General features: G+C 64.4%; 21 protein-coding genes. 11 read left to right on the top strand and 10 right to left on the bottom strand.

Features of this window, described 5'->3' with window-relative positions; genetic code table 11:
* Positions 1 to 49: 49 nt before the first annotated feature.
* The 4 genes from fsa (at position 50) to HY058_18170 (ending at position 3,251) form a co-directional block, all read left to right on the top strand.
* Positions 50 to 706, top strand: a complete 657-nt coding sequence (gene fsa / locus HY058_18185; GenBank protein MBI3499228.1) for a fructose-6-phosphate aldolase — start codon at positions 50 to 52, stop codon at positions 704 to 706.
* A 62-nt stretch (positions 707 to 768) separates the two neighbouring features.
* On the top strand, positions 769 to 1,485 hold the full coding sequence (locus HY058_18180) for a DUF484 family protein (GenBank protein MBI3499227.1): 717 nt from the start codon (positions 769 to 771) through the stop codon (positions 1,483 to 1,485).
* A complete protein-coding gene (locus tag HY058_18175) occupies positions 1,464 to 2,414 on the top strand; it encodes a tyrosine recombinase XerC (GenBank protein ID MBI3499226.1) in 951 nt (316 codons plus the stop codon). The genes HY058_18180 and HY058_18175 overlap by 22 nt, the downstream gene beginning before the upstream one ends.
* A 24-nt stretch (positions 2,415 to 2,438) precedes the next feature.
* Entirely contained in the window at positions 2,439 to 3,251 is an 813-nt protein-coding gene (locus tag HY058_18170) for a methyltransferase domain-containing protein (protein MBI3499225.1), read from the top strand.
* A gap of 3 nt (positions 3,252 to 3,254) precedes the next feature.
* On the opposite strand, the gene HY058_18165 is transcribed toward HY058_18170, so the two are convergent.
* Both HY058_18165 and HY058_18160 read right to left on the bottom strand, forming a co-directional pair.
* Positions 3,255 to 5,675, bottom strand: coding sequence for a GcvT family protein (locus HY058_18165; protein ID MBI3499224.1), 2,421 nt, complete (start codon positions 5,673 to 5,675; stop codon positions 3,255 to 3,257).
* Between the two features lie 355 nt (positions 5,676 to 6,030).
* Entirely contained in the window at positions 6,031 to 7,791 is a 1,761-nt protein-coding gene (locus HY058_18160; GenBank protein MBI3499223.1) for a hypothetical protein, read from the bottom strand.
* 528 nt (positions 7,792 to 8,319) lie between these two features.
* Here HY058_18160 and HY058_18155 point away from each other — a divergent pair.
* A complete protein-coding gene (locus HY058_18155; GenBank protein MBI3499222.1) occupies positions 8,320 to 9,315 on the top strand; it encodes an NAD(P)H-quinone oxidoreductase in 996 nt (331 codons plus the stop codon).
* A gap of 297 nt (positions 9,316 to 9,612) precedes the next feature.
* On the opposite strand, the gene HY058_18150 is transcribed toward HY058_18155, so the two are convergent.
* Genes HY058_18150 through ggt (HY058_18140) form a run of 3 tightly spaced genes read right to left on the bottom strand, consistent with a single transcriptional unit; the run spans position 9,613 to position 12,364 of the window.
* Positions 9,613 to 10,365 (bottom strand): SDR family oxidoreductase, encoded by a 753-nt coding sequence (locus HY058_18150; protein MBI3499221.1) that lies wholly within the window; start codon positions 10,363 to 10,365, stop codon positions 9,613 to 9,615.
* 42 nt (positions 10,366 to 10,407) lie between these two features.
* Entirely contained in the window at positions 10,408 to 10,713 is a 306-nt protein-coding gene (clpS, locus tag HY058_18145) for an ATP-dependent Clp protease adapter ClpS (GenBank protein ID MBI3499220.1), read from the bottom strand.
* Between the two features lie 28 nt (positions 10,714 to 10,741).
* Positions 10,742 to 12,364 carry a gamma-glutamyltransferase gene (gene ggt, locus HY058_18140; protein ID MBI3499219.1) on the bottom strand — a complete coding sequence of 541 codons (1,623 nt, stop codon included), beginning with the start codon at positions 12,362 to 12,364 and terminating at the stop codon, positions 10,742 to 10,744.
* Between the two features lie 180 nt (positions 12,365 to 12,544).
* On the opposite strand from ggt (HY058_18140), the gene HY058_18135 reads away from it, so the two are divergent.
* From HY058_18135 to HY058_18120, 4 genes are all read left to right on the top strand, one after another.
* Complete coding sequence (locus HY058_18135; GenBank protein ID MBI3499218.1) at positions 12,545 to 14,104, top strand: ABC transporter substrate-binding protein; 1,560 nt, start codon at positions 12,545 to 12,547, stop codon at positions 14,102 to 14,104.
* Positions 14,105 to 14,130: 26 nt separating this feature from the next.
* Complete coding sequence (locus HY058_18130) at positions 14,131 to 15,384, top strand: sulfatase-like hydrolase/transferase (protein MBI3499217.1); 1,254 nt, start codon at positions 14,131 to 14,133, stop codon at positions 15,382 to 15,384.
* Between the two features lie 20 nt (positions 15,385 to 15,404).
* Positions 15,405 to 16,478 (top strand): alpha/beta fold hydrolase, encoded by a 1,074-nt coding sequence (locus HY058_18125; GenBank protein ID MBI3499216.1) that lies wholly within the window; start codon positions 15,405 to 15,407, stop codon positions 16,476 to 16,478.
* A 144-nt stretch (positions 16,479 to 16,622) separates the two neighbouring features.
* Positions 16,623 to 17,231: a hypothetical protein gene (locus HY058_18120; protein ID MBI3499215.1), complete on the top strand. Its 609-nt coding sequence runs from the start codon at positions 16,623 to 16,625 to the stop codon at positions 17,229 to 17,231.
* A 165-nt stretch (positions 17,232 to 17,396) separates the two neighbouring features.
* Here the strand turns inward: HY058_18120 and HY058_18115 are convergent, their stop codons facing one another.
* Positions 17,397 to 17,723, bottom strand: coding sequence for a DUF1330 domain-containing protein (locus HY058_18115; protein ID MBI3499214.1), 327 nt, complete (start codon positions 17,721 to 17,723; stop codon positions 17,397 to 17,399).
* A 32-nt stretch (positions 17,724 to 17,755) separates the two neighbouring features.
* On the bottom strand, positions 17,756 to 18,115 hold the full coding sequence (locus tag HY058_18110; protein MBI3499213.1) for a nuclear transport factor 2 family protein: 360 nt from the start codon (positions 18,113 to 18,115) through the stop codon (positions 17,756 to 17,758).
* 131 nt (positions 18,116 to 18,246) lie between these two features.
* On the opposite strand from HY058_18110, the gene HY058_18105 reads away from it, so the two are divergent.
* Complete coding sequence (locus HY058_18105; protein ID MBI3499212.1) at positions 18,247 to 19,128, top strand: LysR family transcriptional regulator; 882 nt, start codon at positions 18,247 to 18,249, stop codon at positions 19,126 to 19,128.
* 333 nt (positions 19,129 to 19,461) lie between these two features.
* A complete protein-coding gene (locus tag HY058_18100) occupies positions 19,462 to 19,959 on the top strand; it encodes a cupin domain-containing protein (protein MBI3499211.1) in 498 nt (165 codons plus the stop codon).
* Between the two features lie 302 nt (positions 19,960 to 20,261).
* Here HY058_18100 and ggt (HY058_18095) read toward each other — a convergent pair whose 3' ends face one another.
* From ggt (HY058_18095) to odhB, 3 genes are all read right to left on the bottom strand, one after another.
* Entirely contained in the window at positions 20,262 to 21,944 is a 1,683-nt protein-coding gene (gene ggt / locus HY058_18095) for a gamma-glutamyltransferase (GenBank protein MBI3499210.1), read from the bottom strand.
* A gap of 265 nt (positions 21,945 to 22,209) precedes the next feature.
* Positions 22,210 to 23,628 (bottom strand): dihydrolipoyl dehydrogenase, encoded by a 1,419-nt coding sequence (locus HY058_18090; GenBank protein MBI3499209.1) that lies wholly within the window; start codon positions 23,626 to 23,628, stop codon positions 22,210 to 22,212.
* Positions 23,629 to 24,852, bottom strand: coding sequence for a 2-oxoglutarate dehydrogenase complex dihydrolipoyllysine-residue succinyltransferase (odhB, locus tag HY058_18085; GenBank protein MBI3499208.1), 1,224 nt, complete (start codon positions 24,850 to 24,852; stop codon positions 23,629 to 23,631). It lies immediately after the preceding gene.
* Positions 24,853 to 24,887 lie beyond the last annotated feature (35 nt).

Here is a 24,887-nt window from a genome sequence, read left to right as displayed (position 1 = left end):
CAGCTACAATTGCTAGTATGTTTTCGAGGCCAGGTTCGGCAGCTTTCTCATGAAGTTCTTCATCGACACCGCCGACGTGGCGGAGATTCGCGAGCTCGAGGCAACCGGCCTCCTCGATGGCGTCACCACCAACCCGTCCCTGATCCAGAAGAGCGGCCGGCCGATGCTGGAGGTGATCAAGGAGATCTGCGCCGTGGTGCCCGGCCCGGTCTCGGCCGAGGTGACCGCGACCGACTATGCCACGATGCTGGCCGAGGGACGCAAGCTCGCCAAGATCGCCAAGAACGTCACGGTCAAGGTGCCGCTCACCCCCGACGGACTCAAATCCTGCCGGGCGCTTTCCCAGGAAGGCACCAAGGTCAACGTCACCTTGTGCTTTTCCGCGGCCCAGGCCTTGCTCGCCGCCAAGGCCGGGGCGAGCTTCATCTCCCCCTTCGTCGGCCGCCTCGACGATATCGGCCAGGACGGCATGCAGCTCATCGCCGAAATCGTCGAGATCTACGACAATTACGAGGACATCCGCACGGAAGTGCTGGTCGCCTCGGTGCGCCATCCGATTCACGTGATCGAGGCGGCCAAGCTCGGCGCCCATGTTGCGACCTTGCCGCCTGCCGTGCTCAAGCAGATGTTCAAGCATCCGCTCACCGACAAAGGGCTCGATGCCTTTCTTGCCGATTGGAAGAAGACCGGACAGTCAATCCTTTGAGCACGGCGATCCTCTAGACTTGGCCACCCCATGACCCTGGCAGCACTATGACCCGCACGCCCATGGACCCGCAAAAGCCCGCCATCGTTCCGCCCGAGGACGAGCTCGACGCCCAGACGGTGACGGAGTATCTGCGCCTGCACCCGGATTTCCTCTTGAAGCATCCCGACGCGGTCCTGGCGCTCAGGCCGCCGGAGCGCGAGATCGGCGAGGGGGTGGTCGATCTGCAGACCTTCCTCCTGGATCGGATTCGCGCCGAGGTGACCCGGCTCAAGGCCACCCAGAGGAAGCTGATCGCCACCTCGCGGGTCAACCTGCAGAACCAGAGCCGGGTGCATGCGGCCGTGCTGGCGCTGCTCACTGCCACCAGCTGCGATCATCTGCTGCAGATCATCACCACCGACCTCGCGGTCGTCCTCGACGTCGACGTGGTGACGCTCTGCGTCGAGGCGAATGGCACCATGCTGCCGGGCGCGCGCGCCGCCGGCATCGTTAGGCTACCCCCGCATGCGGTCGACGGCTTCATGGGCCCGAACCGCGAGGTCATGCTGCGTTCGATCACCGAGGGCGACGCCAGCATCTTCGGGGCGGCGGCGAGCCTGGTGCGCTCCGATGCGCTGGTCCGGCTCCGGGTGAGTTCCCGGGCGCCGGCCGGGCTGGTCGCCTTCGGCTCCAGGCGCGAAGGCGCCTTCCATCCCGGCCAGGGCACCGAGCTTCTGGGCTTTCTTGCCCGGGCCCTCGAGTTCTCGATCCGGACATGGCTGGATCTGCCGGCGTAATCGGCTTTTCGGCCGATGAGCGGCTGACCGCAGCGATCGGCGATTGGCGCTCCTGGCTTGCAAGCGAGCGGCGCGCGTCTCTCCATACGCTGTCTGCCTATGCCAGCGACATCGCCGGCTTCCTCGATTTCCTCACCCAGCATCTGGGCGAGATGCCCGGTCTCCAGCACCTCTCGGCCTTGAAGCCGGCGGATTACCGCGCCTATCTCGCCAGGCGCGCGACCGACGGGCTGAAGCGCAGCTCGACCGCGCGCGCGCTCGCCAGCCTGCGCAATCTCATCCGGTTCCTGGAGCGTCGCGGGCTAGCCCAGAGCCCGGCCTTGGGTGTCGTGCGCACGCCGCGTCTGCCCCGCTCCGTGCCCAAGGCCTTGAGCGTGGGCGAGGCGGAGCGGACGCTGGACGAAGCTGCGTTGCTCCCGATCGAGGAGTGGGTCGGTGCCCGCGATCTGGCGATCATGACCTTGCTCTATGGTGCTGGGTTGCGTATCGGCGAGGCCTTGGCCTTGAATCGCGGCCAAGCACCGCACCCGCCGGCGATGACCGTCACCGGCAAGGGCAACAAGCAAAGGATGGTGCCGGTGCTGCCGGTGGTGGCGAATGCGATCGAGGCCTATCTCAGGCTTTGTCCGATCGGGCTCGGGCCTAAGGATCCGCTGTTCGTCGGCGTCCGCGGCAAGCGGCTGAATGCGCGCATCGTGCAGGGTGCCATGGCAAAGCTGCGCGCCGGTCTGGGCTTGGCCGACTCGGCCACGCCCCATGCCCTCAGGCACAGCTTCGCCACTCATCTCTTGGCCGAAGGGGCCGATCTGAGGGCGATCCAGGAGCTCTTGGGCCATAGCTCGCTGTCCACCACCCAGCGCTATACCGCGGTCGATCTGGGCCGGCTCATCGAGGTGCATCGCGTCGCGCATCCGCGCGCCAGAGGCTGAGAGTCCGGATCGGAGGAGGGCTTCATGAGCGGGCAAGTCGCGAGCTTCGTCGGCAGCATTCCCGAGAACTACGACCGCGGCCTCGGGCCGATGATCTTCGTCGACTACGCCCTCGACATGGCAAAGCGGGCCGCCGCATCGAAACCCGCCCGGGTGCTCGAGACCGCTTGCGGCACCGGCATCGTCACCCGCAAGCTCCGGGATCTATTGCCGGCCGCCGCGCAGCTGACCGCGACCGACCTCAATCCGCCGATGGTCGAAGTCGCGCGCGGAAAATTCCGAGCCGGAGAAAAGGTCGAGCTCAAGCAGGCGGACGCCACCCAGCTACCGTTTGCCGATGCGAGCTTCGATGCCGTCATCTGCCAGTTCGGCGTGATGTTCTTTCCCGACAAGGACAAGTCCTACCGCGAGGTGCAGCGCGTCCTGGCGCCGGGCGGCCGCTATCTCTTCAATGTGTGGGATGCGCACCGCTACAATGCCTACGCCCGCATCGCGCATGAGACGATCGGCAGCTTCTTTCCTGCCGATCCGCCCGGATTCTACCGCGTGCCCTTCGGCTACCACGCGATCGACCCGATCAAGGAGTCCCTGCTCGCCGCCGGGTTCACCGGCCTCAGCGCCAGCGTGGTCACGGTGGAGAAAGAGATCCCCGAAGCGGCCCAGTTCGCCCGCGGCTTGGTCTTCGGCAACCCGGTGATCGAGCAGATCAACCAGCGCGGCGGCGTCGAGGCCGAACAAGTACGCAAGGCAGTGACCGATGCGCTCATTGCCGCATTCGGCCGCGATCCCGGCCGCATGACGCTGCAGGCGATCGTCTTCGAGGCTATGAAGCGCTAGGCATTACGCTCGCATGCGGCGGCCTGCTGGGTCGTGAGGCGATGGGGCAATAACCTGCGCTTTGCGCTCGACACCGACGACATGCACCGAGAGTTCCGTGCCTGGATTGCATAGATGCTTGTCGACCAAGGCTAGCGCCAAACTCTTGCCCAGGCAGTGCCCATAGGCCCCCGATGTCACATAGCCGACCCGGTTGCCCTTGTGCCAGACCGGCTCGTAGCCAGACGCATCGGCATCGTCCGCCGCGATGTCCAGGGTGACCAAGCGCCGCGGCGCTGCTTCCACATCGCGCTCCCGCAATACCGCTTCGCGCCCGATGAACTCGACTTTGTCGAACGCAATCCATCGGTCGAGCCCGGTCATCCCGGGCGTATAGGCTTGCGTGAACTCGCGTGACCAGATGCCGAATGATTTTTCCATGCGCAGACTGAGGAGCGCATTGAAACCATATTCGTGCATGCCGTGCGCGGCACCCACCTGCTTCAGCGTTCGGTAGAGGGTGAGATGCTCCGCCGCCGGCACGTTTATCTCGAAGCCGAGCTCGCCGGACACGGATAGGCGGCCCACCTTGGCCCGGCACATGCCGACGTCCATTTCGCGGCAGGACATGAAGCGGAGCGCCGTATTCGACACATCTGCGTTGCGGACGACCGCGGCCAGGACGTCGCGCGATCGCGGTCCCGCGAGGGAGAAGCCCACCCAGTCATCGGAGATATCCCGGACCGCAACGCCATCCTGCAAAAGACCGGCAAACCAGCGCATATGCCATTGGCGCAGATAGTAGGACCCCATGATCCAATAGTTGCCGTCACCCCAATTGAAGACGCTCAGGTCTCCCTTGAGCTTACCCGAGGGCGACAGCATGGGTGCCAGAGCGGCTCGGCCGGGTGCTGGAATGCGTGAAGCCAGCACATGGTCGAGCCACGCGCCGGCCTTCGGCCCTGTCACTTCGTAGCGCGAGAAGCCGGAGATATCGAGGAGCCCGACGCCCTCGCGGACCCGCCGGCATTCGGCGCCGACGATGTCGTGTGCGTTCGATCGCTTGAGCGTCGGGTTCTCCACGAAGTTCGTGGACGGCGCGAAATAAATCGGAACCTCGAGGCCCCAACTCACGCCCCAGCGACTGCCATTCCCCGTCATCGCCTCGTAGGCAGGTGCAGTCCGCAGGGCTCGTCCGGCCGGGAGCTGCTCGTTCGGGTAGGTCATGACGAAACGACGCGAGTAGAACTGGCCGGTCGTCTGCTTCAGATATTCACGATTTGCGGCGAATTTGCCGTAGCGCGCGATGTCCATGCCGTAGATGTCGGCCCCTGGCTCGCCTTCGATCATCCACTGCGCCAGGCTTAGGCCGACGCCGCCGCCCTGCAGGAACCCGGCCATGACGCCGCAGGCCGCCCAATAGTTGGGCACGCCGGCAATGGGTCCCACCAGCGGGTTTCCATCCGGCGTGAATGTGAAGGAGCCATTGACCCATTTCTTGATCCCGGTCCGCTCGAGGCAGGGAAACCGCCTGAACCCCATCTCCAGCTCCGGCCCGATGCGATCGATGTCCTCCTGATTGAGTTCAATGCCGTAGTCCCAAGGCGCCCCTTCCATGTGCCAGTGCTTGTAGTTGGTCTCGTAGATGCCAAGGAGGATGCCTTTGCCCTCTTGGCGCATATAGGTGAACCCCTCGAGGTCGACCATCAGCGGCAGCTCCCGATCCATCGCTGCGACTTCGGGGATCGTCTCCGTCAAGAGATAGTGATGCTCCATCGGCGTCACCGGGAGATCGATACCGGCCATGAGGCCAACTTGCTTCGCCCAGAGTCCGCCGCAATTGACCACATGCTCGGCAACGATCGTGCCTTTCTCGGTCACGACCTCCCACGACCCGCCGGCTTTTGCCTGGAGCTCCAGCACCCGGTTGCGCTCAAAAATTTCGGCGCCGCGCTTGCGGGCGGCTCCGGCATAGGCATAGACGGCGCCGTAGGTATCGAGATGACCTTCATTGACGTCGTAGAGTCCGCCGAGAACGCCGGACACGTCCATGATCGGGCACCTGTCCTTGATCTCGTCCGGCGTTACCAGGCGAGCCGTCTCGATGCCCATTGTCTGAAAGATTCGATAAGCGGCCTTGAGCCATTCCCAGCGTTCGGGCGCGCTCGCCACATTGATGCCACCGGTCATGTGGAGTCCGATGTCCTGACCCGACTCCGCCTGTATCTCTTTGTAGAGCTTGATCGTGTAATCCTGGAGTGCGGCGATGTTGGGATCGGCGTTGAGCGCGTGGAAGCCGCCGGCGGCGTGCCAGCTCGAGCCCGACGTGAGCACGCTGCGCTCCATGAGCGCGATATCGGCCCAACCGAGCTTGGCCAGATGATAAAGGACCGAGCAACCGACAACACCGCCGCCGATGACGACCACCCGATAATGCGACTTCATGGCGCGTCCTTCCCAGGGTCCGGACCAGCGTGCCGGCAATCTACCCTAACCGACGAGGCTGAATGGACAGGCAAATCGACAGAGCTGCCGAGACCCGCCCAGCGATGGTCAGAAATCCGTTCCGGGTCGAGATTGCCAGCGCGCGTTCACGCCTTCACCCGATCCCCAAGTGCTTGCCTTCATGCGCAAACGGCTCGATGACTTTCTGGGGATTGCCGAACAGCATCTGCTCGAGCGCCTCGTCGGCGAGCGCAGATGCGGCCAGGAGCATCAGGCCGCCATAACGGATACGGGGGCGGCGTATGGCACAATTGCCAATGCAAAGAGCGTGGCGGCAGCTAACTTGTCAAGCCCATCAACGGGAGAACGCCAACGCCCCGGCTGTGAAGCCGCGCGGATAGTCGTTGATCCCAAACGGCTCGGCCTTGACATGGGTATCGTCCAGCATCTGAACGAGCAAGTAACCGAGCGGCGCGCCCACAGCAGGCAAATTCGTTCGGGCGCTGGTGAGCGTATAGACAATCGGCCCGGAAGCCGCCGATATGTCGCTTGGCTGCGGATCGCCGGGATCTACGGAGGCAACGCCACCCTCGACGCCGGGTTTCATGCCAAAGGGAACAGACAAGCGTATCTGTGTCGGGTCGTAGGTGTCGCCGACAAAGGAGAGCGTCGTAGTGCCGGAAATCGTGTACCAGTTTCCGCTCAGCCGCCCGGCGATATCGTAGTTGATCTTACCGTCGCATTCCGGCTGGAGGCGGTGGGTCTTCAGATAAAGCAGGCTTTGAAGCACGCCGCCGTAATATTTCAAAGGGCCGTCCGCATGCAGGGTATTGTCGATATAGCGCGACGGATTCACAAAACTCTGCGTCACGTTCCGATTGATCACACCTAGGTCCATCGCATAAGCGGTGCCCGTGGTGCCGATGTGTTGTCCAGCCTGCAGGACGGTGCCGATGGCGATCTGAATATCGGGTATCACATGGCCGAGATAATAGGTGATGTCGGCACTGACGGAGACATAGATCCCGGTATCGGGCACGCCCGAAAGGTCCCGGATGATTGCGCTCACGGTACCGGCACCAGGGGCCACGACCTCAGTGCGCAAATCGATCGGAGATTCCCGCTCGTCGGGATCGGCGATATAGAAATAGATATGATCCGTCGGCAAGGCATGGTGGGGCGGATTGAGATTGCCGAGCGGCGTGATCCATCGAATCGCATTCGGGTTGATCGGCGAAGCGGTGAGGACCGTCGGAGCGGCGGCGATCTGAGGGGCGGCGCAGAAAACCGCCAGCGGCCCATCGCCAAATTGCAGTGGAGCGATGGTCCATTGCTTCGTTGCTCCGTTCAGCGTCGATATGAGCGTCGCTTGATCGTGGCTGGCGTCGACCGTGACATTGCCGACCATCGACGAGGTAGCCCCGCTCGAATCGAACGGCGAGCTGGGAACATAAGGCCCGCCCGAGAAATAGAGCGGCACCGAAAAACTGCTCCCTCCGGAAAGGGCCGCACCGGGAAAGAAATACCAGTCCGGGCTGCCATAGGCGCCGTAGCTGTACCAGACGCCGAAGACTGCGTCGCCGTGCTGAGCCAGCGCAATTCCCCAGTCCGACCGAGTTTGGCTGCTCCACAGGTCGGTATAGTCTGAACCCCAATTCGCGGGCGCGTTGCCGAATGGGAAGCGCTGAACCGTTTTCGTATAGTTGATTCCCGACAGCGTGATGTTGAAGAGCGCCGTCCCTGGCGGCAAACCGGGCGGCATGAAATCCAGGGTCACGGAGCCGTATCTAAAGATCGACGCCTGATTGGGATTGCGCGGTGCGGTTAATGGCGATCCCCAGGTGTAGTAGATATCGCCGGAGAAAAAGCGCTTATCCTGGCTGAACGTTCCAGCCGGAATCAGGTACCAGGTGGCCCGACCGTTGGGGCCGTAAGCATACAAGACACCCGAAAGCTGCGTCCCGTGATCCGCCAGGCTCAAGCCCCAGCCGCCTTCGGAAGGATCCCACCATATGTCGGAATAATTCTGAGCCAGCACGGCACGCGGAAAGGCCGCGAGGACGAGTAGCATGTGAACCACGACGACCAGGCATGAACGCCGCCGCAGCCACGCCATTGCATGATCAATATGCCGCGCCGCTGCCGCTCCGGTTTTCGATTGAGCTATGCCGGCCAATGAACACCTGAAGGAACGCGACCAATTGCTAAATTTTAATATGGTTTGTTTGAAATGCGTTGTGACGAGGATCACACTGCAGAGCGAATTCGCCTCAACGTTCCGCTCTACGAACCGCCCCACGAAAGCGCCTATGGACGGATGTCGGCGTCTGAGGCTGCGTCGGATGGGTTACCCGACCGGCCTAATGACCGCTTCGGGTAATGAGCGTTGATCGACCGACATTTCTGGTTTGACTGCTTGACTCCAAAAAGCGGAAAAACCCTCATTCCGGCAGTTCTCCAGCCTCGTGCCATCAGAAGCGGACATTCACGGAGCGCTTGTTGGAGGCCGGCGCAGATTCTAGCTCGGCGTCCGTCAAGATTTTCGCGGGCATGCCGGGTGCCGGCGCGGATCCGGAACCGCACGCCACGTCACGGATCGCGGCCGTGCCAATGGCGGCTGGTGCGCCGCGGCAGAGGAGGAAACATGCCATCGACACACCGCGTGATCGACATCCCGGTTGCCAACGGCCGGCTGGACGCACTGGTGCTGGCCGAGCGGCCGATGCCGCTTCCGGCGGCCCATGAGGTGCTGATCGAGGTCCACGCGGCCGGGGTCAACCGCGCCGACGTGATGCAGCGCTACGGGACCTATCCGATGCCGCCGACAGCCACCACGGTGCCCGGGCTCGAGGTCGCCGGCGTGGTCGCCGGCTGCGGGGCCGGGGTTGCGCGCTGGCAGGTCGGCGACCGTGTCTGCGCGCTGGTGTTCGACGGCGGCTATGCCGAGTACTGCATCGCCCCGGCGGTCCAGTGCCTACCGGTGCCGGCGCAGCTCAGCCTGGTCGAGGCGGCGGCTCTGCCCGAGGTCGTGCTGACCGTCTGGATCTCGGTCATCGAGCAGGCCCAGCTTCTAACCGGCGAGACGCTGCTGGTCCACGGCGGCGCCAGCGGCGTCGGCAGCATGGCGATCCAGATCGCGTCGGCCTATGGCTCGCCGGTAATCGCGACTGCCGGCTCGGCCGAACGCTGCGCCGCCTGCCTCGGCTTCGGGGCGGAGCTCGCCATCAACTACCATGCCGAGGAATTCGTGGCGGCGGTCCGGGCTCACACCGCGGGCCAGGGCGTCGACGTCATCCTTGACATGGTCGGCGCCAGCTACGCCGCGCGTAACATCGCGCTCTTAAAGATCGCCGGGCGCCTGTGCTACGTCGCCTTCCCCGAGGGTCATGCGGCGACCGTCGACTTGCGCGAAGTGACAATGCGCCGCCTCAAGATCACCGGCGTCAATCTGCGTCACCAGCCGATCGCCGAAAAGGGCCGGCTGATCGAGGCGGTCGAGAAGCGCGTCTGGCCGTTGATCGAGCGCGGCCGCGTCAAGCCCGTGGTCGGCGTGACCGTACCATTCACCGAAGCGGCGCGCGCCCACCAGATGCTGGAGGCCAGCCAGGTGATCGGCAAGGCGATCCCGGTGATGCGCTAGGTTGCGGCGATCCCCGATAGGAGATCGATCATCGCGACCGATCGATCGTGCGTGATGACCGCTCTCTGAGTTGTTTGAGAATCCAGGTTCCAGGAAAGGACGGCTCCCGTATTCCGGGCATTAGGACGCGTTCCTCCCCTCCATCGCTCTTGACCGCATAACGATCGAATGGCTCGCGCCGGCGCAAATTGCTGCCTGCTGGCTGATATCCAGCGGTGAGTATTGATTGCGAATAAGCCAGCGCGCGAGTCTCTAAGGAGTGGTTTTCTGCGCTCCATGGTATCCGCGCCGAGCCAATCACCACATCACATCGCCGCCATTGGGCGAGACGCTCTGGCCGATCATGTAGGAGGCCTGCTCGGATGCGAGGAAGGCGTAGGCGGCAGCAACTTCCTCGGGCCTGCCGACACGCTTGATCGGGAGCTGCGCCTCTTTCCACGCATTCCACGCTGGATCGCTCGCGCGCCACATCGCCGTGTCGGTGGGGCCGGGGCACACACAGTTGACGGCAATGCCCTTCTCGGCGACCTCCATGGCGACCGAGACGGTGAGCGCCACGACCGCGGCTTTCGAGGCGCAATACGCGCCGCAGAACGGCGCGGGCTTGTGGGCGAGCTGGGAGGCGGTGTTGACGATCCGGCCGTAGCCTCGTTGGAGCATCGGCGGCAGGCCATGCTTCATTCCGTAGGCCACACCTTTGAGGTTGATGTCGAAGATTCGATCCCAGCCACCCCAGTCCTGCTCGTAGAACGGCTGCGCGGCGCTGCCGACGCCGGCATTGTTGACGAGGATATCGAGCTTGCCGAAGCGTTCGAGCGTTGCATGGATCGCCGCCGCCACCAGGGCTTCTTCGCGCACATCGCATTCTATGTCGATTGCATCGGCCCCGCGCTCTCGCAAGCGTGCAACCAGCCGGGCCCGCTCATCCTCATGCCCATGATCCGCCACCACGACCGCGGCACCCTCGGCAGCGAAGATCTCCGATACAGCGCGACCAATTCCGGTGGCGGCGCCGATGACGAGTGCGGTTCTCCCGGCAAGGGATGGCATGGGATCCGGCTCCATTCATTGGTTCAGGGGGCGTCGGGCGGCCTATTCCTCCGGCTCGGTCGTAAACAGGAGCGGATAGCCCTTGCTCCGACCCGCCTCCGTTGCTCTCGTCGCCTTGGTCTCGGCAACCTCCCTCGTGTAGACGGCAACAACACAGGTGCCGCGCTTGTGCGCCGTTATCATCACGCGATAGGCTTGATCCTCATTCATTCGGAATTCCGCCTTCAGGACCGTGACGACGAACTCCCGGGGCGTATAATCGTCATTGACCAGAATGACCTTGTGCAGGCGCGGCCGTTCCGTTTTCGGCCGAACCTTGGTGCGTGGCGCGGAAACGATGTCGCTCATCCGAGGTGCTACTCCCACCCGCCGAGCGCTAATAGGCGAGCGCCCAGCCGTCGCGGCGCGGATCGGATCCGGCCATGCGCACGCCGTTCTCCAGCACGCAGATCGCCTCGACGCTGCAGGGGCCGTCCAGATCGCCCACCACGCGCACGGGATGGCCTTTCGTCTTGAGCGCCTCGATCGTCTCCTTGGCGAAGCGGCCTTCCATCACCAACGCATCCTCGCCGGTGTGCGGATAATTGGCGGCCTGTCCCGGCTGCATCGAGGTCCAGCGCGGCATCTCGAGGGCCTGCTGGGGATCGTAGCCATGCTCGATCATGGCGATCAGCACCTGAAAATTCACCTGCACCTGATTGTCGGCCCCAGGTGTGCCGAAGACGCACCAAGTCTTGCCGTCCTTGACCACCAAAGGCGCGTTCATGGTGTGGCGCACACGCTTGCCCGGCTGCAGCCGGTTGGCGTGGCCTTCCTCCAGATGCCAATAGGCCATGCGGTTGTTCAAGAGGATGCCGGTGTCGCCCGCGGTGACCCCGGAGCCGAAGGCGGAATTGATGCTCTGAATCGCCGAGACGGCGTTGCCCTCGCCATCGACGACACAATAGTAGGTGGTATCGCCGCCGGCGGCAGCGAAGCGGAGCGTCGGCTCGGCGCGGTTCCTGTCGATCGCCGCGGCGCATTCATCGGCATAGGCATCCGACAGCAGCCGGTCGAGCGGCACATCTCCGTGGCGCGGATCGGTGCCGTAGCGCTCGCGATCGAGGAACGCGCGTTTTCGCGCTTCCACCATGATGTGGACGAGCTCGGCTGAACCCGGCCGCAAGCTCTTCAGATCGAAGCGCTCGGCGATCTTCAGCTCCTGCAGCAGCACAAAGCCGGTCGAATTGGGCGGGGTCTGCCTGACCTCGTAGCCGCGATAGGCGATGGCGACCGGCGCTTGCCTCTCGGCCTGGCAGGAGGCGAGGTCGCGCTCCGACAAGAGCACGCCTCGGGCCTGGCAAGCGGCGGCCAGACGCTTGGCGAGCCGGCCGCGATACATCGTCTCGGCGCCGTCGGCGGCGATCTCTTCCAGGCTGCGGGCCAAATCCGGCTGCACGACAACGGCGCCCGGCGCCGGCGCATCGCCGGACTTTGCGTCAAGGAAAACCTTCCGGCTTCTGGGATCGTCGGAGAGGATCTTGCGGTTATCGCCGGCGGAGCTCGCGTAGGCATGGGTCACGGCGAAGCCGTTGCGGGCATGCTCGATCGCCGCATCGAGCAGCTTCGACCACGGACGCTTGCCATGCGCCCGGTGCATCATGCCCACGCCAGCGACCGTGCAAGGGATGGAGGTGCTGAGCGGCCCATGCTCGGGGATGCCGCCCTCCTTGCGGTAGCGCTCGACGGTCGCTCCCTCCGGCGCAGCACCGGTGCCGTTGTAGACGATGCTCTGGGAAGAACCGGCGAGGGCGACATGGTAGAAGCCATCGCCGCCGATGCCGGAGCTCATTGGCTCGACCACCCCCAGGGCGAACGAGATCGCCACCGCGGCATCGATCGCATTGCCACCGTCGCGCAGCACGTCGAAACCAGCCTGGGTGGCGAGCGGATGGTTGGTCGCAACCGCACCGCGACGTCCCATGATGAGCGGACGATAGGATCGGGGAGAGGATCGCATGGGGCCTCGGATCGGGTCGATGGGGTGGGCGGGTCCATCCTAACCCGCAATATATGCGTCCGTGCAGGGGATTCGCGCCGCTGTCCACGCAATCCCAGCGCCGGATGCGCCCTGTGATAAGCTATTTCCGACGTGTCTGGCGACTTGCCCAATCAAAATAGAAATAGGGAGGAAACAATGGTGCGCCGACGTCGTTGTTGGTTGCGGTTTCCGGCCGTCGCTGTCGCCTCGATCGCCGCCGCCCTGGCCGCGGCCACGGATGCTAAAGCGCAGCGGCAGGGTGGCGATCTCGTCTACCTGCAGCAATCGACCCCGCCGACGCTGGATGCGATGACCTCGACCCAGCAGGCCACGCGCAACATCGCGATGAACGTCTTCGAGATGCTGGTGGCCCGCGACGAGGGTGCCAATCCCGTACCGGATCTCGCGACGAGCTTCAGCGAAAGCGGCGACGGCCTGGTTTACGAGTTTCGCCTGCGCTCAGGCGTCAAGTTCCACAACGGCAAGACGATGACAGCCGCGGATGCGAAGGGCACCTTCGAGCGCTATGGCCGCGTCGGCTTCGACCGCCAGGATTTCTCCACGATCGCGGAGGTCACGGCGACGGACCCGCAAACCCTTCGCGTGACGCTCAGACGCCGCGTGCCGAGCTTCATCGAGCAGATCAGCTCGCCCAGGGCACCGATGGTGGTCATTCCGGCCGAGCAGGCAGGCAGCGACACGGGCAAGCTCGAGATCATCGGCACCGGGCCGTTCCAGCTCGTCGAGTGGTTGCCGGATTCCCACGTCAAGCTCAAGCGTTTCGATGGCTACGTGCCGAATCCCGCCTATCAAGGCATCGACGGACTCGCGGGAAAGAAAGTCGCCTATGTCGACAGCGTGACATTCCGCACCATGCCGGAAGCGAATGCCAGGGTGGCCGCGCTGGAGACCAAGGCGGCGCATTTCTCCGAGCAGATTCCGAACCAGGCGGCCAAGCGGCTCAAGGACAGCCGGGACGTCAAGATCATGCCGATGGTTCCCTGGAGCATGGCCATCATGATCCTCAATGCCGGCCATGGTGCGACCGCAAACCTCGCCGTGCGCCGCGCCGTCCAGATCGCCATCGACGCCGATGAGGTGATGGATATCAGCACCGACGGCGTCTATCGCCTGGACCACGGCTTCAACTATCCCGAAAGCCAGTATTGGAACGGCGACATCGGCAAGGATCGCTACAACCGAGCCGACCGGGCCAAGGCGAAGGCGCTCTTGGCCGAGGCCGGCTATAAGGGCGAGGAGATCGTCATCCTGTCGAATTCGCAGGAAGCCCAAATCAATCCTCAGGCCGTCATCGTCTCCCAGCAGCTCAAGGCCGCCGGCATCAATGCGCGCGTCGAGGTCTCCGACACGCCGACCTACATCGCGCGCGCCGAGCAAAGCGAAGGCTGGGGCATCTATGTCGGCGAGTTCGGCCTCGCCCCTTGGCTCGGACCCTATGGTCTGCCCAACTTCTGGACCGGCGCGAAGAACTGGCAGAAGAAGAGCGATCCCGAGCTGGATGCGATTTTTACCGACCTCAAGTCGAAGTCGTCGCTTAAGGAGCGCCAGGAGGCCGGCAACCGGTTCTATGCGCGCGTGTATGACCAGGTGTATGCGGTGAAGCTCGGAGACAATGGGATGCTGCAGGCGGCGCGAAGCGAGCTTGCGGGCTTCAAGCCCTACCGTGTGCCGCGCGCCTGGGGCGTGTCGTTGCAGTAGCGCGAGCCCCGGAGGAGCGCCCCCCCGTGACCAAGCCGAACATCATCCTCATCATGGCCGACCAGCAGCGCGCCGACTCGCTCGCCTGCTACGGGAATATGTTCACGGTAACCCCGCATCTCGACCGGTTGGCACGAGGAGGCGTGCGCTTCACGCGCGCCTTCACCAACTGGCCGGTGTGCACGCCCGCTCGCGGCACCATGTGGACCGGCGTCTATCCGCATGCCCACGGACTCATCGAAAATGTCTACGGCATCCCCGATGCCTTCCAGTCCGTGGCCAAGGTCCGCACTACGCTCTTTCATCATTTGAAGCGCTTGGGCTATGTGACGGCGCATTTCGGCAAGTGGCATTTGGGCGAGGCCAAACCCGACTATTTCGATGTCTGGGAAGCCTCGTTCAACTCGCGGGTGCATCATTGGGTGGGTGGGCTCGACAGCGGCAAGTACCGGCCGGAGCTGCAGACCGATCGCGCCATCGAGTTCTTGCGTGGGCGCAAGCCCGGGGATGCGCCATTCCTCATCGTCCAGGGCTTCTACCCGCCGCACGATCCCTATACCGCGCCGCAACGTTTCTACGCACCCTATCGCGGCCGCGGCATCCACTGCGCCGGCTACTACGCCGCGGTCACCGCGCTCGACCATGAAGTCGGACGCTTGCTGGCGGCACTCGAGGACACCCAGCAAGCCGATGACACCGCGATCCTCTATTTTGCCGACCACGGCGACACCTTCTTCTATCGCGAAGACGGCGAGCACAAGTTCGTGTGCTTCGAGGAAGCGATCCTCATCCCGTTCCTCATGACCTGGCCGAAGCACTTGCCGGAGGGCCGCGTCGTCAGCCAGCCAATCACGCTTGCCGACCTCCTGCCGACCGTCGTTCAGCTTGCAGGCGGCACGGTGCCGGAATCGGCGCATGGCCGTAGCGCCTTGGGGCTGGCCCGAGGCGAGGCCGTCGCTTGGCCGGATCATGTTTATATTCAGAACACCACGCACAAGCGCCGGCTCCAGCAGCGTTGCTACCGCACCGAACGCTGGAAGCTCATCGCCAGCCTCAACGGGCCGCATAGCCTCTACGATCTAGCGCGCGATCCGGAGGAGGAATTGGACCTGTTCGAATTGCCGCGCGAGGATGAATACAGCCGGTTCAAGAACGAGCCCAGTCACGCGGTCGTCGCCCGGGACTATGCTCACAAATTGCAGGAGGCAGCCGCCGCCATCGACGATCGCCAAGGCATCGCCATTGGCGATCAAGTCATCGCGTCGCTCGCCCGGCCATAACGTCGATTAGGGAGGTCAGAATGAAAATCCGTGACTTGCTTTTCCTCGCGGCCACGAGTGTGGCGCTGGCCCTCGCCGCGTTTGCGGCTGCGGCGCAAGGCTATCCCCAGCCGAAGGAAGGCGATTGGGTCGCGCGGAACTTCAAGTTTCACACCGGCGAGACCTTGGCCGAGTTGCGCCTGCACTACACCACGCTCGGCGATCCCTCGAGCCAACCCGTGCTGATCCTGCACGGCACGACGGGTTCGGCCGCCAGCATGCTGACGCCCGCCTTCGCGGGCGAGCTGTTCGGCCCCGGCCAGCCGCTGGATGCGAGCAAGTACTTCATCATCCTGCCGGACGCCGTCGGCCACGGAAAGTCATCCAAGCCTTCCGACGGCATGCGCGCCAAGTTCCCGCAATACAATTACGACGACATGGTCGCGGCCCAGCACATGCTGGTAACCGAGGGCCTCGGCGTCCGCCACGTGCGTCTGGTGCTGGGCAACTCGATGGGCGGCATGCACACCTGGATCTGGGGTGTCGCCTATCCGGATTTCATGGACGCCTTGGTGCCCATGGCCGCGCAACCCACCGCCATGTCCAGCCGCAACTGGATGATGCGGCGCCTGATCATCGATGCGATCCGCACCGATCCGGAGTGGAACAACGGCAACTATGCCGCACAGCCCCGGGGGTTGCGGGCGGCCAACGTGTTCTACGGCATCGCCAGCAGCGGCGGCACGCTGGCCTACCAGAAGCTGGCTCCGACGCGCGAGCTGGCGGACAAGCTGCTCGACGACCGCCTGGCGCCGCCGTTCACCGCCGATGCCAACGACACCCTCTATCAGTGGGATTCCTCGCGCGACTACAACGCCGCCCCTGGCCTCGAGCGCATCCAGGCGGCGCTGCTGGCGATCAATTCGGCGGACGACGAGCGCAATCCGCCGGAAACCGGCATCATGGAGCGCGAGCTCAAGCGGGTGAAGAGCGGCAAGCTGTACCTGATCCAAGCCAGCGAGGAGACCCGCGGCCACGGCACCACCGGCATGGCGAAGTTCTGGAAGCAGCAGGTGCAGGACCTTCTGCAGACGGTCCCTCGGCGCGCGATGTAGGCGGCCGGCGCCCGGCGGACGAACAGGCCGATCGCGATGACAATTTCCTTGTTTCTCGTATTTCGGCACCCCACAAGGCCCGCGGCGCGCCTCAGCGAGACCGAGATTGCACACGCGGCTGAGATCGTCGGATCCGCATCGGGTTTGCGGAAGGCACTGATCTTCACCCCCGAACGAGCGCACGACCCTTACCTCGATGACGGGCCGCCGCCTCTCCTCGCCCTGCAACTCTATTTCGATGAGATCGCCGACCTCGAAGCAACGCTGGTTCCATCCGGTTCTCTGCAGCATCTCACCTCGGCGCGAGACTTGCCCAGTCTCCTCGATGCCGAGGCTAGCCAGCAGGCGATGTTGACCCGCATCCTCCCCGTTCCCGATCCAGAGTTTCGCACGCCGCCGGCGGCATCGCCCTGCACTTATCTAGTCGCCTATGATGGGCCGGCAGACGACCTCAATGCCTGGCTTGGCTACTACATCCGGCATCACCCCCCGATCATGGCGCGGTTCCCAGGGATCCGGCAGATCGAGATCTACACTCGGATCGACTGGTGCAGCGCTCTGCCGTGGCGTCGCGCCGATTGCATGCAGCGGAATAAGGTGGTCTTCGATGATGCAGCCGCACTCACGGCGGCGCTCAACTCGCCGGTGCGGCACGAGATGCGGGCGGATTTTCACAACTTGCCGCCATTCAGCGGACCCGTATCCCACTACCCGATGTCGACGATGACCCTCGGAGGCAACCAACCGAGATAGTTCGTTGTCGATTTGGGACCGCCTGGGTCCGAAATGTGCCGGTTCCGGACATCGGGATCATGCCCGCACGTAGGCATCGGCTCTTAACCGCGATCGGTGGCTCGGGGCCATCATCCGTGCGCCACCGGCTCGGGCGAGTTCTCACAGCGATCAGCAAACAGAGCATTAGATCTTAGTGTGCGGCATGCGCAGCTCCGGCGGCAGCGCGCCACCTTCGACCAGCAACCCGATGTACCGCGCGCCGATTTCGCGATGATGCCGGATCGCGCGGTAGGCCGGGCTGTCGTACCACGCTTTGGCGACCTCAACCGATGGAAACTCGACAACGGCGACGCCTTCCACTTTGTCGCCTTCGAGCTGCTCGAAAGGCGTATAGGCAGCGAGCTTCTTGGGTTGATAGCCTTCCAACGTCGGACCGACTTTCGACCAGTAGGTTTCGAGCTCCTTCCGGTCGACAACTTCCTGACACACGTAGACGAAATAAGCGGGCATGGCTTTCTCCGTTTGGGCAGACTAGGCGAGCGCTAGGTCGCCGGTTTGTTGTGAACAATGATGAGCTGGACGATTCGCTCGCCGCTGACCGAGAAGTAGAACGTCAGCACAAGCGGGTGGGGCAGACCGGTCTTGTCGAAATTGCCGTCGATGTTGGCGGTGATCGCCGCGGTATCGCCGCGACAGGTCGAGCCGGTGACTTGCATGGTCACACGGTCGTCAACGATCTCGCGCTGGGCCCAATTGCGAATCGCGTCCCGGCTGTCGAATTCGTCGCGATGATCGTTGACGAGCGCGTCGTCGGCGAAGGTCGCCATGAGCGCTTCGATATCGAAATTGTTGGTTGCAGCGATAAAGGCCGACACGGGCTGGGAAAGCTTGGACAGGGTCACTGGCTTGCCTCCTTGATTGGTGGCGCTAGACCTATCAATTCTCCGCAGCGGCTAGTAGACAACCAGTCGGAATACAATCTATTCCTGTAAGCGGCATAATGCGCTGATGGGTACGCCCGAGGAGCCGATCCATGGACCAGATCGCCGCGATCCGAATGTTTGTAAGGGTGGTCGAAAGCGGCAGCTTTTCTGCCGTCGCGCGTGAGGCCGGCGTTGGCCAGCCCGCCGTCAGCAAGCAGATCACGGCGCTCGAAGCGCATCTCGGCGCCCAGCTTCTGAGGCGAACCTCCCGCAGCCTCAGCCTTACGGAAGCGGGGCAGGACTTCTATGAATCGGCGGTGCGATTGATCGACGATCTGGAAGCCGCCGAGTCCCGGGTGGGGCGTGGCCAGACGTCGCCATCGGGATTGATCCGCGTGACCGTGGCACCCGTGTTCGGTCGGCTTTATCTGGTGCCACGGCTCCAGGAATTCTTCGCGCACTACCCGGATCTCATCGTCGAACTCGTGGTGGCTGATCGCATCGTCAATCTCGTCGAGGAGGGCATTGATCTCGCCATCCATAATGGTGAGTTGAAGGATTCGACCCTGATCGTCAAAAAGATCGCGACCACGCCGATCATCACGGTCGCCAGCCCCTCCTATCTGAAGAAGCATGGCGAGCCGGCGAGCCCGAGCGAACTGGACGAACATCGCTGTGTGGTCTTCGCGCCGCAAGGCGTGCCCAGAGCGTGGGGGTTCAAAGGCAAGTTCGGAGACATCGACTATCCGCCGAAAGGCAATTTCCGGACCAACGACGCGGATCAGATCCGCGTGGCCGTCCTCTCCGATCTTGGATTGGCGCACACGCCCGGCTGGCTTTTCGCGCCGGAGATCGCGTCCGGTGCCGTGCGTCTCGTGCTGCGTGACTACGAGCCGGCGCCGCTCTCGATCAGCGCGGTCCATTCTGCAGGGCGGCGGCTGGCGACCAAGGTTCGGGTCTTCATTGATTTTCTAGCCGAAATTTTTGCCTAACAACCGAGCTTGGCGATCTGCCAGCCGGCCTAACCCTGAAATTGCGGACACCCGGAAGTTCCGCCTTGGGTCAGAGCAGCATTCGCGACCCTATTGAAGCTTGGTCCGCTCTGCCCGGGATAGCCGACATCGAGAGTCCCGCTTCTTACGGCGGCTCTGTGCCATGGGACTGTTGCGACCACAAGCAGAAGGTCTCGTTTCGACCCGATCCGGACCTTGTCCGGATGCGCCTCTCATCGCCGCATTGACGCGTAGGCCGGTTCCTGAACTACGATCTTTGCTGTAAAGAATGCGCGCAACGGACCGGTGGAAACGTATCCGAAGGGAGGGGCCATGACTGCAGCCCAGACCAAGATCAATCTTCTGGAACTGCCTCTCGAGCACTCGCAAGCGGGCTCGAGATTTGAGGTGAGTACGACAATATTCGGCGTGCAGCTGGGTCTCTTTGGGCTGGGCGCGACTCTCCATGAAGTGCCGCCAGGCAAGACGGCGTCGCCCTTCCACCGGCATCACACCTCCGACGAGATGTTCTTGGTGCTGTCGGGCACCGGTATCTACCGTTACGGCGATGCCCGACTTCCCATCAAAGAGTGGGACTGCCTCGGGGCTCCTGCTCCGGGCGAGGGTCACCAGATCATCAACACCGGTGACGTTCCGCTCCGGTATCTTGGATTCTCCAACAACACCAATGCCGACGTGGTGGAGTATCCCGACAGCGGCCGCATCCGCATCGACATCGGCGCGACCGGCCACCATCGAGAGAATGCGACCTTTGGCGCAGGAGGTCGCTTGGTACCGATGGGCTTCTGGGAAGGCGAGCAGCTCGACTGATTGCAGGCGATGTCTGCGTGATCATCGGTACGATATGGCAGCTCCCCACCCAAGACGGTCATTGCCGCACCGGAGGGACAAGTCCGCAATGGGTAACGGTCATACGCTCCCGAATACCCGCAGATGGTGCTGCAGCACCTATTCCACCAGAAACACCGCTTCGACCGAGCAGGCGAAGTCCATGGGGCCGATGGTGCCGATGGCGAAGCGGGGCGCCGGCCGGCGGCAGCGTGAGCCCCAGCTCGGCCAGCCTCGTCTCGATCCGTCCCGCCATTGTTGCCTCCTTAGCGTTATCCGGAACACTAATCGCCGAGCGCCACGCCGTCGCGCCGGGGATCGGCCCAGCCTTCGAGGCCGTTGGCGGTGATGTGGATCGCCTGCACGCCGGCATTCATCTCCAGGATCTTGGGCGTGTGCCCCATCGTGCGGAGTGCGTCCGCCAGAGATGCCGCCTGCGTGCCGGCCTCCAACTCCTCCTCGCGGTTCTGCCCGCCGATGCGCGGCTGCTCGATCGCGGTGGCGACGTCCATGTTCCAGACGATGACGCCGAGGATGGTGAGCGCCACCGAATCGATGATCCGGGCGCCGCCGCCCGCACCCACGACCAGGAGCGGCGCGTCGCCTTCGCCGAAGACGATGGTGGGTGCCATGGCGGTGATCGGCCGCTTCCCCGGCGCAATCGCGTTGGCGACGCGCTTGCCGTCCACCTCGCTCTTCTCGGCGAAGTTGGTGAGCGCGTTGTTCAAGACCACGCCGCCGGCCAAGATGTCCGAGCCGAAGTTGAGGTTGATCGTGGTGGTGAAAGAGACGGCGTTGCCCCAATCGTCGACCACCGAGACATGGGTGGTGGCGGGCAGCGCGATCGGATCGGAGACGGGCAAGGCCCCTTGGCGTCTTGCCGGTGACCCCGGCTCGACCTTGGCGATTGCGTGTCCGGGCTCGATGAGCCGGGCGCGCGCGGCGATATAGTCCGCCTCGATCAGGCCGGCCACCGGGATCGACACCTGGTCCGGATCGCCGAGCCAGCTTCGCCGATCGGCTTGCGACAGCCTTGCCGCCTCGATGAAGAGATGCGCGGAGCCGGCGCTCTCCGGGGCAAGATCGGCATAGCCGGCGCGCTCCAGGATCATCAGCTGCTGCAGCAAGGCGATGCCGCCGGAGACCGGAGGCGGCGCCGTGCAGATCCGGTGCTGGAAGACGGTCGCGCAAACCGGCTCGCGCCGCTTGGCCTCGTATCTCGCCAGATCGCTGTAGGTGATGCTGCCGGGATAGGCCGAGCCGCCGATGGCGCCGACGATGTGCTCGGCTTGGCGGCCGGTATAGAAGGCGCCGACGCCCTCGCCGGCAAGGCCACGCAAGGCGATCGCCAGCACCGGATTGCGGACGGTGGCACCGACCGCCAGCGGCTTGCCATTGGCGAAGTAGAGCACCGCCAAGGAGCGCTTCTCCGCCAGCTCCGGCCGGGCCGCCAGGACGCCGTGGAGATAGGGCGGCATCGGAAATCCGTCCTCGGCCAGCCGGATGCCGTCCCGGAACAGCCGCGCCCAGGGCAGCTTTCCATGCGCCGCATGCGCCATCGCCAGCACCCGAGGCGTGCCGGGCACGGCGACGGCGCGGGCGCTGCGCTCGAGCGCCTTCAGCGGAATGGTGCTGCCATCCGCCGCCCGGCCGAGCTCCGCCGGGACCGCGGCCGGCGCGCTGGCGAGCCCCTCATAGAAAAGCAGCGCCTTCCTAGCGGCGTCCCAAACCATGAGCAGCGAGCCGCCGCCCAAGCCGGAGGATTGCGGCTCCACCGCCGCCAGAACCATCTGCGCCGCGATCGCCGCATCGACGGCGCTGCCGCCGTCGCGGAGCACGGAGAGCGCGGCCTCGCTCGCCATCGGGTTGGCGGTCGCCACCATGTGCTTCTTCGCGGTAACCGGCTGGGCTCCCGCCGACGCCGGGAGGAGAAGAAAAAGCGCCAGCAGCAGCCGAAGCAAGGTCATCGCAGCATCCGATCTTCGGAGGGCTCTTTAGCCTAACGATCTCCCAATGAGGAGGGAACCGCTGCAACCACACAGCGTCATGCCCGGCAATGACGATTTAGGAGTTTCGCCACGGAGACACAGAGGACACGGAGAAGATGCTGATTGTGGTGCGCTCCGCGCGAATGGTTTGTCTCTTCTCCGTGCCCTCTGTGTTTCCGTGGTGCGCCTCTCTTTTCCGTCAAGCCCGGCCGTGACGATGAGATGCGTTCGAGCGACGCGTCGCCTACAGATGAATCGTCCGCCCATCGACGGCGAGCGCCGCTTCCTTGACCGCCTCGTTCAAGGTCGGATGGCCGTGGCAGGTCCGCGCGATGTCTTCAGCCGAGCCGCCGAACTCGATCGCGATGACGCATTCATGGATGAGGGTGCCGGCATCGGGCCCGAGGATGTGCACGCCCAGCACGCGGTCGGTCTTGGCGTCGGCCAGGATCTTCACGAACCCGTCGGTGTTGGCGTTGGCCCGCGCCCTGGCATTGGCGGTGAAGGGGAACTTGCCGACCTTGTAGGCGGTTCCGGCGTTCTTCAGCTCTTCCTCGGTCTTGCCGACCGCGGCCACCTCCGGCCAGGTGTAGACGATGCCGGGGATGGCCTCATAGTTCACGTGCCCGGCCTGGCCCGCCAGGAGCTCGGCCAAGGCGACACCTTCGTCTTCGGCCTTGTGCGCCAGCATGGCTCCGGCGATGACGTCGCCGATGGCATAGATGCCCGGCACGCTGGTGGTGAAATGCGGATCGGTCTTGATGCGGCCCTTCTCGTCGAGCGCCACGCCGGCCTCTTTGAGGCCGAGGCCCTCGATGTAAGGCCGCCTGCCCACCGCCACCAGCACCACCTCGGCTTCCATGGATTCCGCGTTGCCGCCGGCGGCGGGCTCGAGGGTGAGGCTGACGCCCTTCTTGTTCGCTTTCGCTTGCGTCACCTTGGTCGAGAGCTTGAAGGTCATGCCCTGGCGCCCGAGGATGCGCTGGAACTGCTTGCCGATCTCGCCATCCATGCCCGGCACGATGCGGTCGAGGAACTCCACCACCGTCACCTCGGATCCCAGCCGCCGCCACACCGAGCCCATCTCCAGGCCGATATAGCCGCCGCCGATCACCACCATGGATTTCGGCACCTTGGCCAAGGTGAGCGCCCCGGTGGACGACACGATCTGCTTCTCGTCGATAGCGATGCCGGGCAATGGCATCACATCCGAGCCGGTGGCGATGATGATGTGCTTTGCCGCCAGCGTCTGGCTGCCGCCGGCCGCCAGCGCCACTTCGACCGTGCCTGCCGCCTTGATCCGTGCCGCGCCGGCGATCCAGGCGACCTTGTTCTTCTTGAACAGGAACTCGACACCCTTGGTGTTCTGGTCGACGACCTTGTCCTTGCGCGCCAGCATCCGGGTGAGGTCGAGCCTGACCTCGCCCGGCTCGACGCCGTGCTCGGAGAGCGAATGGCGCGCCTCGTCGTATTTCTCCGAGGACTGCAGCAGCGCCTTCGAAGGGATGCAGCCGATGTTGAGGCAGGTGCCGCCCAAGCGCTCGCGCTTCTCCACGCAAGCGACCTTCATGCCGAGCTGGGCGGCGCGGATGGCGCAGACATAGCCGCCGGGCCCGCTGCCGATGACGACGACGTCGTAGGATTCCGCGCTTGCCATCGTCATCTAGATCTCCAAGAGGAGCCGGCCGGGGTTTTCGATCGCCTCCTTCACGTGCACGAGGAACATCACCGCCTCGCGGCCGTCGATGATGCGGTGGTCGTAGCTGAGCGCGAGATACATCATCGGCCTTACTTCCACCGTGTCGCCGACCGCCATCGGCCGCTTCTGGATCTTGTGCATGCCGAGGATGGCCGATTGCGGTGGGTTCAGGATCGGCGTCGACAGCAGCGAGCCGTAGATGCCGCCATTGGAGATGGTGAAGGTGCCGCCGGTGAGGTCTTCCAGCGTGAGCTTGCCGTCCCGCGCCTTGCGGCCGAGCTCGTTGATCGCCTTCTCGATGCCGGCGAAGCCGAGCTGGTCGGCATCGCGCACCACCGGCACCACCAAGCCCTGCTCGGTGCCGACGGCGACACCGATGTCGTAGTGGTTCTTGTAGATGATGTCGTCGCCGTCGATCTCGCCATTGACAGCCGGTATCTCCTTGAGCCCGGCGATGCAGGCTTTCACGAAGAAGGACATGAAGCCGAGCTTGACTCCGTGGCGCTTGTCGAAGGCCTCCTTGTGCGACTCGCGGATCGCCATCACCCGGCTCATATCCGCCTCGTTGAAGGTGGAGAGCATGGCGGCGGTGTTCTGTGCAGCCTTGAGCCGCTCGGCGATGCGCTTCCTGAGGCGTGTCATCCTGACCCGCTCCTCGCGGGCCCCGAGCGCGCGGGGCGCATGCGGGCCAGCGGGGGCGGCAGGCGGGCTCGGCTGCGGCTTTTCGAGCGCCGTCAGCACATCGCCTTTGGTCACCCGCCCGTCCTTGCCGGTGCCGGGGAGCTTGGAGACGTCGAGCTTCGTCTCCTCGGCGAGCTTGCGCACCGCGGGCGAGAGCGATTGCTGGGCGGGAGCCTGCTGCGCGGGCCTGGGCGGGGCGGCCGGTTTCGCCGGCGCGGCGGCGGCCGCTTGCCTCGCCGCGGCGGCCGGCTTCGCTGCGCCGGCACCGCCGCCATCGGCGATCGAGCCCAAGAGCCCGCCCACCGCGACATTGCTGCCGACGGGTGCGGCGATCTCGGCCAAGGTGCCGGCGCTCGCCGCATTCACCTCGAGGGTTACCTTATCGGTCTCGAGCTCGACCAAAGGCTCGTCCTGGGCGACGGCATCGCCCACTCCCTTCAGCCATTTGGCGACGGTCGCCTCGCTCACGGACTCGCCGAGGGCCGGAACCCTGATCTCGCTCGCCATGCTGTCTCCCCTAGCTCATTCGCACAGGTCAGTAA

The organism is Pseudomonadota bacterium, from assembly GCA_016195085.1.
Classification (GTDB): domain Bacteria; phylum Pseudomonadota; class Alphaproteobacteria; order SHVZ01; family SHVZ01; genus JACQAG01.
Note: the sequence above shows the minus strand (reverse complement) of the source record. Positions and strands in the feature narration are given on the sequence as shown.

Excerpts from the sequence above, each read along its gene's own strand:
- fsa (MBI3499228.1), top strand. The coding sequence starts at position 50 with ATGAAGTTCTTCATCGACACCGCCGACGTGGCGGAGATTCGCGAGCTC.
- HY058_18180 (MBI3499227.1), top strand. The coding sequence starts at position 769 with ATGGACCCGCAAAAGCCCGCCATCGTTCCGCCCGAGGACGAGCTCGAC.
- HY058_18175 (MBI3499226.1), top strand. The coding sequence starts at position 1,464 with ATGGCTGGATCTGCCGGCGTAATCGGCTTTTCGGCCGATGAGCGGCTG.
- HY058_18170 (MBI3499225.1), top strand. The coding sequence starts at position 2,439 with ATGAGCGGGCAAGTCGCGAGCTTCGTCGGCAGCATTCCCGAGAACTAC.
- HY058_18165 (MBI3499224.1), bottom strand. The coding sequence starts at position 5,675 with ATGAAGTCGCATTATCGGGTGGTCGTCATCGGCGGCGGTGTTGTCGGT.
- HY058_18160 (MBI3499223.1), bottom strand. The coding sequence starts at position 7,791 with ATGGCGTGGCTGCGGCGGCGTTCATGCCTGGTCGTCGTGGTTCACATG.
- HY058_18155 (MBI3499222.1), top strand. The coding sequence starts at position 8,320 with ATGCCATCGACACACCGCGTGATCGACATCCCGGTTGCCAACGGCCGG.
- HY058_18150 (MBI3499221.1), bottom strand. The coding sequence starts at position 10,365 with ATGCCATCCCTTGCCGGGAGAACCGCACTCGTCATCGGCGCCGCCACC.
- clpS (MBI3499220.1), bottom strand. The coding sequence starts at position 10,713 with ATGAGCGACATCGTTTCCGCGCCACGCACCAAGGTTCGGCCGAAAACG.
- ggt (MBI3499219.1), bottom strand. The coding sequence starts at position 12,364 with ATGCGATCCTCTCCCCGATCCTATCGTCCGCTCATCATGGGACGTCGC.
- HY058_18125 (MBI3499216.1), top strand. The coding sequence starts at position 15,405 with ATGAAAATCCGTGACTTGCTTTTCCTCGCGGCCACGAGTGTGGCGCTG.
- HY058_18115 (MBI3499214.1), bottom strand. The coding sequence starts at position 17,723 with ATGCCCGCTTATTTCGTCTACGTGTGTCAGGAAGTTGTCGACCGGAAG.
- HY058_18105 (MBI3499212.1), top strand. The coding sequence starts at position 18,247 with ATGGACCAGATCGCCGCGATCCGAATGTTTGTAAGGGTGGTCGAAAGC.
- HY058_18100 (MBI3499211.1), top strand. The coding sequence starts at position 19,462 with ATGACTGCAGCCCAGACCAAGATCAATCTTCTGGAACTGCCTCTCGAG.
- ggt (MBI3499210.1), bottom strand. The coding sequence starts at position 21,944 with ATGACCTTGCTTCGGCTGCTGCTGGCGCTTTTTCTTCTCCTCCCGGCG.
- HY058_18090 (MBI3499209.1), bottom strand. The coding sequence starts at position 23,628 with ATGACGATGGCAAGCGCGGAATCCTACGACGTCGTCGTCATCGGCAGC.
- odhB (MBI3499208.1), bottom strand. The coding sequence starts at position 24,852 with ATGGCGAGCGAGATCAGGGTTCCGGCCCTCGGCGAGTCCGTGAGCGAG.